The sequence below is a fragment of the Xanthomonas cannabis pv. cannabis genome (genome assembly GCF_000802365.1).
GTDB lineage: Bacteria > Pseudomonadota > Gammaproteobacteria > Xanthomonadales > Xanthomonadaceae > Xanthomonas > Xanthomonas cannabis.
Genome location: NZ_JSZE01000001.1, coordinates 17,040 through 28,796, shown reverse-complemented (window position 1 = coordinate 28,796; position 11,757 = coordinate 17,040). Strand labels below are relative to the sequence as shown.

Here is an 11,757-nt window from a genome sequence, read left to right as displayed (position 1 = left end):
GTCTCGCTCTCCCTGCGACCCCGTGCAAGCTGACGCGCGCGCCTTCACATGGGCAGTTCATGTTGCACTGCGCGAACTTTGTCACGCCACCGTCACAATCAGGCCTTAGCGTGTTAATCTGTTGTTAACCGTTGCGGCAGCAACCAGCCGCGCGGCAAGGGACCCCAGATCATCGGCAGCCCACCCCCGGGAACGGTTGGGCTGACTGCGCCTTTTTGTCACTGCCCAACTTGTATCGAGGCTACCGAAATGACCCACCCCCGTTGTCTCCGCATGTCCAAGCTCACGCTTGGTCTCGTTGCCGCGCTCGCCGCCGCCCCTGTGTTCGCGCAAAGCACCTCGGCTGGCGTCGCCGGCCTGGTAACGGGAAGCGGCGGCCAGCCGGTCCCGAATGCCGAAGTCACGATCACCCACGTCGAATCGGGCACCGTCAGCCGCGCCACCACCGATGCCAGCGGACGCTACAACGCGCGCGGCCTGCGTGTGGGTGGCCCGTACACGATCACCATCACCAAGTCCGGCGAAGGCACCAAGACCGAAGAGGGCGTGTACCTGAACCTCAATCAGGTCAATAGCGTCGATGCTTCATTGGGCGGCGATGTGACCACGCTGGGCGCGGTGCAGGCCATCGGTGGCGATTACGGCTCGGCGCTGTTCAGCGCCAACAAGATGGGCACCGGGACCAACGTGACCCGCGAGCAGATCGAATCGCTGCCGTCGATCAACCGCAACCTGCAGGACTATGTGCGCCTGGATCCGCGTGTGGCGCAGACCGACAAGGCGCGTAACGAGATCTCGGTGGGCGGCCAGAATCCGCGCTTCAACCTGATTCGCGTTGACGGTATCAGCACCAACGATGCGTTCGGCCTTGAATCCAACGGCCTGCCGACGCCTCGCCAGCCGTTCTCGATGGATGTCATCGACGAGATCTCGGTGGACGTTGCCAACTACGACGTCACCATCACCGGCGCCACGGGCGGCGTGATCAATGCCGTCACCAAGTCCGGTACCAACGAATTCCACGGATCGGTGTACGGCACCTACCGCGAGAACGATTGGTCGGGCAAGAACCAGAACGACATCCGTCCGCAGCTGTTCGACAACGAAACCACCTACGGTTTGACCCTGGGCGGCCCGGTCATCAAGGACAAGCTGTTCTTCTTCGCCAATTACGAAAAGTACAAGGGCAAGGGCGTGTTCACCGGCGCTTCCGGCTACGGTCCGATCGGTTCTGGCGCGAGTAACATCGTGCAGATCCCGCAGGCGGATATCGATCGGATCATCGACATCTCGCGCAACACCTACGGGTTCGATCCGGGAACGTTGGCGCTACCGGCACTGGATTCGGAATCCGAAGAGAAAGGCTTCAAGCTCGACTGGAACATCTCCGACAAGCACCGGGCCTCGGTGCGTTACGGCGAGAGCGAGCAGAGCACTGCCAATCTCAATGGTTTCGGCAATCAGGCGCTGTCGCTGAATTCGTTCCACTACGTCCGCGACTTCAGCCTCAAGACATACACGGCGCAACTTTTCAGTGACTGGACGGACACGTTCTCCACGGAAGCTAAAGTGTCGTACCGCGATTACTCGGCAGTGCGTACTGCTGCATCGCAGCTGCCGGCCATTGCTGTGCGGATCAATAACAACACCGTCAACCTGGGCACCGAGCAGAGCACCCAGGCCAACGAACTGCGGACCGAAACCTGGAACGCCTTCTTTGCCGGCACGTTGTTCTTGAACGACCACACCGTCAAGTTCGGCTTTGACTACGAAGATAACGACCTGTTCAATCTGTTCGGTCAGCGTGTCTTCGGTTCCTACACGTTCAACTCGATTGCCGACTACGCCGCCAACCGCCCGCTGAACTATCGTTATTCACGCTCCAACAGCGGCAACATCGACGACATCGCGGCCAACTGGGGCATGCGTAATGTCGGCGTGTTCCTGCAGGATACGTGGGCCGTCAACAACAACCTGACGCTGACGTTCGGTGTGCGTTATGACGAGCCGATGGTCAAGAACAGCCCGGCCTACAATGCAACCGCGTCGACGCTGTTCGGCTTCCGCAACGACCAGACCATCGACGGGAATGGATTGTTCGAGCCGCGCTTCGGTTTCAACTACACCTTCGACAGCGATCGCCCCACCCAGTTGCGTGGCGGCGTGGGCCTGTTCCAGGGTGCCGCGGCAACCGTGTGGTTGTCCAACCCGTACTCCAACACCGGCCTGGCGTATACCGATTACAACTTCTCCAGCCAGACGCTGGTGAACACCAATGGCATTCGTTTCACGCCTGACATCAATAACCAGCCGATCGGTAATGGTTCGTTGAATGGCGCTACGCAGTCCGTCGATTTCGTCGACAGCAAGCTGGGTCAGCCGTCCGTATGGAAGGCCAACCTGGCATTCGATACCGAGCTGCCCTGGTACGGCATCGTGGCATCTGCCGAGGCGGTGGTGACCAAGGTCAACGAGGCGATCTACTACCAGCAGCTCAATCTGGGCAATACCAGCCGCGTGGGTCAGGATGGTCGTAACCTGTACTGGAATACTGCAGGCTTGAATCCGGCCTGCTGGCTGGAGGATGGCCGTAACCCGACCGGTGCCGGCGCTCCGGCGGCTTGTGTGCGCGGCACCGCCTCGGTGGTCGATGCGCGCGGTTCGCGTGATCCGCGTTTCAACGATGCCATCATCGCGCGTCCCACCGACAAGGGTGGCAGCGAGAGCTTTACCGTCGGCCTGAACAAGCCCTTCAATGGTGGTGACTGGTCGTGGGGCCTGTACTACACCTACACCGATGCCGATGAAGTCAGTGGTCTCACCAGTTCCACCTCGGGCTCGCAGCTCGGTAACAACGCGGTTTTCCAGGCCAACGAAAACGTCGCCTCGACCGCTGCGTATGAGGTCAAGAACAGCATCCTCGGCACCTTGAACTGGAAGCATGCGTTCTTCGGCGACTATGAAACCAAGTTGGGCCTGATCTACCAGGGTCGCAACGGTCGTCCGTACAGCTACGCCTTCGATAACGACGCCAATGGCGACGGTCGCTTGAACGACCTGCTGTACATCCCGGCCGGTCGCGGCGATGTGCTGTTCGGTACCGCTCGAGAAGAACAGGCGTTCTGGAACTACATCGAAGGCAACGAGTATCTGGCGGCTCGCCGTGGTCAGGTCGCCGAGCGCAACGGCGCACGCAACTCCTGGATCAACCAGTTCGATCTGCATATCGAGCAGGAGATCCCGGGCTTCTTCAAGGACAACAAGGCCTCCCTCTGGCTTGACGTCATGAACGTCGGCAACCTGCTCAACAAGAAGTGGGGCCGTGTCGAGGAGTATGGCTTCCCGGGCATGCGTGGTGTCGTGGAATACGGCGGTATCGATGCGGCCAGCGGCAAGTACGTGTATCGCTTCAACACACCGGACCAGTCCACGGTCTATGACGATCGCGGCATCTCCCGCTGGGCGCTGCAGCTGGGCTTCCGCTACCAGTTCTGATTGCGGTTAGCGTGTCGTGTGTTGCGGAAACGGCCGGGGCAACCCGGCCGTTTTCTTTTGGGCGGGTGAGTACGCTAAAGTTCCTGAGATACGACAGGAGCAAGCTATGGAACTCAGCAGTACGGCAGCACGGGCGCTGCCGGTGGTGGATGCGCGGATCTACCCGCGTGGTGGCCTGGACGTCTTGTCCAAGGCGGAAGTGGCCAGGCTGCGCGATGCCTCCAGTGGCGGCATGCACGAGCTGTTGCGCCGTTGCGCGCTGGCCGTGCTGACCAGTGGCAGTGCCTCGGACGACCCGCGCGCCGCGCGCGACCTGTATCCGGATTTCGATATCCAGGTGAACCAGCAGGACCGCGGTATCCGCATCGATCTGATCAATGCCCCGGCGATGGCATTCGTGGACGGCGAGATCATTCGCGGCGTGGCCGAGCTGCTGTTCGCCGTGGTGCGCGACCTGGCCTACATGGCCATCGAGCTCGAGGCCCAGCGCGGCGATCTGGATACCAGCGAAGGCATCACCAATGCGGTTTTCGGCCAGCTGCGTAACGCGCGCATCCTGCAGCCGTCGGACCCGAACCTGGTCGTGTGCTGGGGCGGGCATTCCATCTCGCGCGACGAGTATCTCTACACCAAGCAGGTGGGCTACGAGCTCGGCCTGCGCGGCCTGGACATCTGCACCGGCTGCGGCCCGGGTGCGATGAAGGGCCCGATGAAAGGCGCGACGATTGCCCATGCAAAGCAGCGCAAGCACCACACGCGCTACATCGGCGTGACCGAGCCCGGCATCATCGCGGCCGAATCGCCCAACCCGATCGTCAACCATCTGGTGATCATGCCGGACATCGAGAAGCGCCTGGAGGCCTTCGTCCGCATCGGCCACGGCATCCTGGTGTTCCCAGGCGGTGTCGGCACGGCCGAAGAGATCCTTTACCTGCTCGGCATTCTGCTGCGTGAGGAAAATGCGGGCCTGCCGTTCCCGCTGATCCTGACCGGCCCGACCGTCGCCGCACCATACTTCGCGCAGATCGACCGCTTCATCCGCCTGACCCTGGGCGATGCAGCCGCCTCCCGTTACGAAATCATCGTCGGCGACCCGGTCGCCGTGGCGCGCCGCATGGCCGAAGGCATCCACGAGGTGCGCGCGCACCGCAAGGACCAGAAGGATTCGTACTACTTCAATTGGTCAGTGCACATCCCGCTCGAGTACCAGCAACCGTTCGAGCCCAGTCACGAAGCCATGGCCGCCCTGGACCTGCACCACGGCCGCCCCGCACCCGCCCTGGCCGCGGACCTGCGCCGCGCCTTCTCCGGCATCGTCGCCGGCAACGTCAAGGAAGACGGCATGCGCCGCATTGAAGAGTTCGGCCCGTTTGAAATCAACGGCGACCCGGACATCATGCAGGCCCTGGACGAGCTGCTGCGCGGCTTCGTCGAACAGCGCCGGATGAAGATCTCGGGGGATTACCGGCCTTGTTATCGGGTGGTGACCTAGAGGCCGTCTAAAGCGAAGGCCTCTCGACGGGAAGGGGTAAGGGTTTGAGCTGGGTGCGGCCCGCCCACATGGAACCCCCCCGGGGGGTGGCGCACGTCGGTGCCCCTGAAACGACCGCTCATCCCCTGGGCGCTTGTTTCCAGCGGGTGGGCGATGCATTTTGAGCAAGTCACGCTGGGGAGCGTCCAATGTCTTATCGCCGATCTACCGGCTTCACACTTGTCGAATTGATGATTGCGATCGCCGTATTGGCGATTTTGCTTACCATCGCGTTTCCAAGTTTTCGTGGAGTGATTCGCTCCAATCGCGTCGCGAGTAGCGCCAATGAGACCATCGGGCTACTGTCTCTTGCCCGCAGCGAAGCGATACGCAATCGCCGAGGGGGGGGAGTTTGCGGCAGTGCGTCGGGAACGGCCTGCGACAATAACTGGGCGAGCGGAATGCTGGCTTGGGCGGATACCGATGGAGATGGCGCTTTCAAGAGTGGCGACACCGTTCTGCGTTTCGTTTCGATAGACCGGTCGCTGAGCAATTCCGGCCCGTCCGGCACCGCGATTGCTTTCGATGGGAGGGGGCGTAGGCTTGCTTCCACCAACCAGCAGATCACGCTGCAGCCAACCATGTGTGATGGGCAGGCATTGCGCCGCACGTTGGTCGTCAATGGCGCCGGTCAGATCACGTCCCAGAAAGGCGCCTGCCAATGATGCTTCCCCGATCCTTCGTATCGCGCTCCCGGTCCGATGGCTTCAGCTTGCTCGAAGTGCTGATCGCCATCGTCGTTCTTGCGTTTGGTCTGCTTGGGTTTGCACTATTGCAGACCGCTAACGTGCGGTTCGTGCAGAGCGCCAACTATCGTACTCAGGCCACTAACCTGGCTTACGACTTACTAGACCAGATGCGCAGCAATCGCTTCCAATCGGCCTGGTATACCGACGCTACCTTTTCCGCAAACACGGTCACAGTTGCCAGTTGCAGCCGACCCCTTGGAACCGACCTCACGGTCGCAACCAACATCGCACGCTGGAAGTGTCAGGTGGTACAGGCGTTGGGAGAGGGCGCCAGTGCGACAGTGCTAAATACCAACGGCCAAGTCACCGTAGGCATCAGCTGGGGGGACCAGCGCTGGGATGCAAGCAACCCGAATGCGCTCACAACTTTCACCTTGGTGTCTCAGCTATGACTCCCCGCTCCCCGTCCAAGCCTGCAATTGCCGGTATCAGCTTGATCGAAATGATGATCGCCATGGTGATCGGCCTTGTGTTGATGCTGGGCGTGATTCAGGTCTTCTCGGCATCCCGTACCGCATCGATGCTTGCAGAAGGAAGTGCGCGTGCTCAGGAGAACGGGCGGTTTGCGTTGGAGTTTCTGCAGCGCGACATCCGCATGGCAGGGCACTTCGGCTGCGTTAATGACCAAGCGCACTTTGTGCGTGGTGAGGGGGACCCGGTGGTAACTACCGGGGCCGCTAGTGGCTCAGGCCATCCGCTGGATTTCAGTGTTAGCGTGCAGGGCTACGAAGCGCCCAACACCAAACCGACCAATATCCTGACGATCGGAGCCAACTGGGCGGTACCAACGAATCTGCCAGCATCGATTTCCAAGCTCAACCCGCGCGGAGGTAGCGACATCCTCGTGTTGCGCTACCTGGCGCCAGAGAGCGTGCCGATCACTGGGCTGACGTCGGGTAGTAACAGCGTGGTCAACTTCAATGCTACTAGTGGCCTACGCTTGACCGAGGGCGGCCAGGCCGCTCCCACTTTATTTGGAATCGCTGATTGCGCACATGCAACGGTATTCAAGGGTGTCTACGCCAGCGACAAGGTCACTGCAAATGGAACGAATTTGTCAAATTATTCGGCGAGGCCGACTGGGCAGGCGCTAATTTACAGAGCCGAATCATTCGTGTACTACGTGGGAACCTCGGCAACAACGGGCGAGCCGGCGCTTATGCGTGCGCGCTCGAACGGTCTTGACGATTACGGAACACCAGAGGAGCTGGTTGAAGGTATCGAAAATCTGCAGTTGCTGTTTGGTCTCGATCAGACCGCCAATATGTCCACAACCTCCCCGCCATTGGGCAACATCAACACTCAAGCCATCGCAAGCGATGTTTCCACCGGTGCAGATGTTGCTGCAGCTGGCCAATGGAGACGCGTGGGACAGGTCCAGGTCGGCATTCTTGCCCGTAGTCCTTTACCTTCCGCCGCTGAGAAGCCAACGACTGCGGTGCGCTATCCAAGCGCCTTAGGAGTATCTTTTGCGCTACCTGCTCAAACTGACGGGCGGTACAGAATGACGTACGAGTCCACGATCGCCTTGCGCAATCGACTGTTCGGAAACTGACTCATGAATACATATACTCGCATGCGCCCTCTGTCCGCTCGCCCTCGTGGCGCGGTGCTCTACGTTGCCCTGATCATGCTGATCCTGTTGGCCCTGATTGGCATTGCGGGGATGCAAGTGGCAGGGATGCAGGAAAAAATGGCATCTAATTACTTGGCGGCCAATATCGCATTTCAGAATGCCGAAGGAGTGACGCGTCGGAGCGAGCGTGCCATCGAGGCCATCGCTAATCGTACGGATGCGCCGACAGGCGCCCCTTTAGTCGATACCGATATCCAGCAGAACTGTGATGCGGCATTTGACCCGGTTGCATGGGGGCGCAGCAAGGCAACCACGGTGAATGAAGCGGTCAATGTACGGCGCATCGACTCGTGCATCATCGGCGGAGGATCGCTTGCGATGGGGGATCCACTCGACCCCGTGACGCCGGTATACCAAATCACCACATTCTCCAACGATGCCGCGACGGATGCCTCGTCATCGGCATCGATCGACACCATCTTCAAGCTCTGAGGCTGCCGGCATGTCCCCTCGCATTTTCCGAACCGCTGTCGTCTCCGCGATCGTGCTTGCCGCAGCCGGTGGCTACTTCGTCTACAACTTGATTGCTGCACAAGGGCAGGGTGCGTTGGCGCAGGCTCCCCTCAATAATTCAGCCTCGGTTCCTCCTGCTTTTATTATGGCTGTGGATGACTCGAATTCGATGACGTTCGAGCGAATATTTAAAGGCGGGGACGGCCGTTTGCGTTGGAATGGCACCAGTTTCTTCAGTTCGGCCGGAACTTTTTTTGATGCCGCTCAGGGATGCGCGAGTAACTCGGCGGATTGCTATCTCTACTTATATCCGCATAGTGGCTATAACGCTGCTTATACTCCGGGAGATGCGATTCCCCCGCTTGACATCTTCGGGTTTGCGCGATCGCCAACCTATAATGCGAGCTATTATAATCCGAGTGTTGTCTACAATCCTTGGACACTTCCCCCTAAAAAAGGGAGCCCCATAACTCTTTGGGAGGATGCTAAATTTAGTGAAGCTCGGGCCGATCCTCGTGATCCTTCTATCTACGGCAATGACTTCTCCACCGGTTACTCCACTAAGTACGACCTTGCATATCGTGAGGCTAATGACGAGTTCTTCCAGTTCCTTACTGGGATGACGATACCGGCAGGCACCCGTTACCGATCCTCTGCTCGATCATGCAATACATTCAATAATGCAGGGTTTGCGAATAATGATGGGTTGCCAAGTAGTAACGGCAATTGGACCACATTGGCTTCAACGGTCACCGTTGCAGCGAGCTGTCGAGTGCAAATCGGGTATGTGCCTGCTACCTTCTACCTGCCGGAAGCTGCTCCGGCTCCGGTGAATTATCTGGCCAATGATGCTAATCGGCCTGTAATTCGAAATGCCTGTGGTCCCGGCTGCAATATGAGGCGTTATCAAATTACTTTGCGTAATTACGACAACAATGTAAATGCCTATGGCGAAGCAAGCAAGAACTTCGCAAACTGGTTTCAGTATCATCGCAATCGTATTCTCGCTGTCGTTGGGTCAGAGTCGCGCGCTTTATCGACTATCGAAAAAATGCGCGTGGGGTATTTTACGATTAATAATCGCGCCAACGTTACCATGTATGACGTAGGTGTCGATTCCGAAATTGCCTCCCTATATGATAAGGTTTATAAGCTGAAGCCATCAGGAGGAACGCCGAATCGCACGGCTGTCGATTACTTAGGTAAGCAGTTCTTACGCATCGGGGATGGTGCTCCGGTATTGCGCGCATGTCAAAAGAATGGCGGCATGTTGTTTACTGACGGTTATACGAATAGTTCGGACGCGGTCTCTGGGTATGATAATGCTGATTCAGTTGGTACCGTAGATTTTCCTGCCTTGCCTTTTTCTGACGGTTACTTAAACACTATAGCTGACATTGCTGCCTCATACTATTCGGGGGCGTCGACACCGTTAGTATCCGGGCAGGGATTTCAAGCGGGTTTGGTGCCTGTGGATGACAAGTGCGCAACACTCTCAAAGGAGTCGCCAGACTGGAAGCGGCTGGACTGCCAGAAAGATTTGCATATGAATTTTTATGCAATCACGCTTGGTGCGCAAGGCAATATCTATGAAGTTAATCAGTCCGCTACCGCCGACCCTTATACGAACGCGCCTGACTGGAATGCAAATGGTGATCCAAACGATGGTGACGACGGTCGGGTAATTGATGAGCTTTGGCATGCCACCGTAAATGGTCGAGGGCAATTCATCAATGCAAAAAGTCCGGCGGAAGTAACGGCCGCAATGCAGCGTGTTCTGTCCGCGGCTAGTTCGCCCAGCTCGCCTTCCGGAACATTGGCGCTGACGGGGGCACGAATCGGCACGGGCTCCTTGTCGGTCGCGCCTGAGTATCAGATAAGGAACAACGGAACCGATTGGTCGAGTAAACTTAAAGCAAGCCAGGCCTCGGTCGATCCCGCTACACGGGAAGCCCGCTTCACTCAGCTGTGGGAGGCTTCCGGGCAGATTCCCGCGCCTAATGCTCGCAATGTTTTTTTTAACGATGGCAGTAATGTACGAAAGTTCGAAGGAACGGCCATTAGTCTCGACGGCCTTTGTGGGCTCTCTCAGACGCTTTATCGCGGCCAAACGCTCTGTTCAACACAGCACCTAACCGATCTCGGGGCAACCGCTGCGACGGCGGCGAGTTATCTATTGGGTGATCAAAGTGGGGAAGTTCAGCAGAAAGGCAAATTTCGTGATCGCAGCACCGTGCTCGGTGATATAATCAACTCTGCGCCGCTGATCAGTGCTCCTACCGACGATTACGGATACAGGGCTCTAAGTGGAACCTTGGGAACGACCTACACCGCTTACTTGGAAAATAAGCGTGCTAGTCGGGGATACATGGTATATGCCGGTGCAAATGATGGAATGTTACATGCTTTCGATGGAGGAATTAACAGCAGTGGTACTGTGACCGGTACTGGCGGCCGCGAACGCTTTGCTTATATTCCTGCAACATCCTATGGGCATATGGGCAATTTATTGCTGCCGTACCAGGCAGTCAAGGGAACTATCCCCTCGTTCGACCATCGCTATTTCGTCGATGGCCCGCTAGCGGTGGGAGACACCTACTACAGCAATAGTTGGAAAACGACGCTGGTTGGCACGACCGGAGCCGGTGGTCGCGGCGCATTTGCTCTGGATGTGACCAATCCGGGTGCGTTCGGTAGTGGAAGCCGACTGTGGGAAATCAACGACCTCAGCGGTGATGCCGCAGTGCGTTCCAATATCGGACACGTGCTCGGCAAGCCCGTCATTGTCCCGGTGCGTGCCGCCAATGGCTCGGTGAGCTGGAAAGCGATCTTCGGAAACGGCTATGACAGCGCCAGCGGCAAAGCTGTCCTGTTTGTAGTGGACATCGGAACGTCGTCGACTCCGGTCGTTCGTATGATCGAGGCGACGGAGCCGGGGAACGCGGTCAGTGGCCGGAACGGGCTTGGCAATATCATTGTTCTGGATCGCGTGGACAATCTAACAGTCGACCCGTCCGGTGTGCCGGCTCGTACGCGGGATGGCTATGCAGACACGGTTTATGCCGCCGATCTTCGTGGTGCGATCTGGAAGTTCGATCTTACGTCGACCGCAGCTTCGGTAACCGTTCCTGCGTTCACGACGGGGCTGTATACCGAAGGTGGGCGCACCTATCGGCAGCCCATTACCGGTGGACTGCAGGCTGCTTCTGGTGAAAATGGCGGGGTCCTGGTGCTGTTTGGTACTGGTAGCTTTTCGTTCAACGACGACAGCCTGCCAAGCTCCGCGCAACACGTGCAAAGTCTGTACGGTTTTACGGATCAGGTGGATGGCGTGATCGCCACGACCCTAGGTAGGGCGAACCTGACCCCCTATTCGGTCACGACTGCTACAGGCGGCGCGACGCGCAGCTTGCAAGTAGGTACTGCTCCGACAACAGCGCTTGGGTGGTATGTGGATTTGCCCGCCGGCGAGCGATTCGTAGGTTATCCGGAGCTTGTCTCGGGAATTCTCTTTATGCCTACATATGCGCCGCTCGCTGCGAGTAGCGGCTGCATCCCCGATGGCGTGAATTGGCTATTCGGCCTGAATCCGCGTACTGGCGTGGGCGCATTGTCTGGTGTTCGAATGGGCGGGATCAGTGGTTCCACGCTTGCTAGCGGTTCTGCCGGTATTTCGCTCAACACGGGCGGAAACGCCCCTGTGAAGGATGTGGGGGTATCGGTCGTACCTAGGCTTGAACCCAAGGTTAATCCAAAGGATGGCTCAGCCGCCCCAGTTGTTCCGGCAGGTTCCGGATGCTGGATGGTCGTCAACGTGGCAGGCGCGGCGCCCATGTATGTTCCTTATCCTTGTGGCCGCCAATCCTGGCGCCAGATTCAGTAAAGGAGGTTCC

General features: G+C 58.3%; 7 protein-coding genes. All 7 read left to right on the top strand.

Annotation, left to right across the window (positions count from 1 at the left end; translation table 11 throughout):
* Positions 1-249 precede the first annotated feature (249 nt).
* The 7 genes from OZ10_RS00110 to OZ10_RS20320 all read left to right on the top strand — a co-directional run bounded on the left by OZ10_RS00110 (position 250) and on the right by OZ10_RS20320 (position 11,747).
* Positions 250-3,495, top strand: a complete 3,246-nt coding sequence (locus tag OZ10_RS00110; RefSeq protein ID WP_039407495.1) for a TonB-dependent receptor — start codon at positions 250-252, stop codon at positions 3,493-3,495.
* Positions 3,496-3,601: 106 nt separating this feature from the next.
* Positions 3,602-4,987 carry a nucleotide 5'-monophosphate nucleosidase PpnN gene (ppnN, locus tag OZ10_RS00105; protein ID WP_039407497.1) on the top strand — a complete coding sequence of 462 codons (1,386 nt, stop codon included), beginning with the start codon at positions 3,602-3,604 and terminating at the stop codon, positions 4,985-4,987.
* Between the two features lie 188 nt (positions 4,988-5,175).
* Complete coding sequence (locus OZ10_RS00100) at positions 5,176-5,691, top strand: GspH/FimT family pseudopilin (RefSeq protein WP_039407499.1); 516 nt, start codon at positions 5,176-5,178, stop codon at positions 5,689-5,691.
* Complete coding sequence (gene pilV / locus OZ10_RS00095) at positions 5,688-6,167, top strand: type IV pilus modification protein PilV (protein ID WP_081419188.1); 480 nt, start codon at positions 5,688-5,690, stop codon at positions 6,165-6,167. The genes OZ10_RS00100 and pilV overlap by 4 nt, the downstream gene beginning before the upstream one ends.
* Positions 6,164-7,330: a PilW family protein gene (locus OZ10_RS00090; protein WP_039407501.1), complete on the top strand. Its 1,167-nt coding sequence runs from the start codon at positions 6,164-6,166 to the stop codon at positions 7,328-7,330. Before pilV ends, OZ10_RS00090 begins: the two co-directional genes overlap by 4 nt.
* 3 nt (positions 7,331-7,333) lie before the next feature.
* Positions 7,334-7,843 carry a pilus assembly PilX family protein gene (locus OZ10_RS00085; protein ID WP_039407503.1) on the top strand — a complete coding sequence of 170 codons (510 nt, stop codon included), beginning with the start codon at positions 7,334-7,336 and terminating at the stop codon, positions 7,841-7,843.
* 10 nt (positions 7,844-7,853) lie between these two features.
* Entirely contained in the window at positions 7,854-11,747 is a 3,894-nt protein-coding gene (locus OZ10_RS20320; protein ID WP_052209923.1) for a pilus assembly protein, read from the top strand.
* The last annotated feature ends 10 nt before the right edge of the window (positions 11,748-11,757 follow it).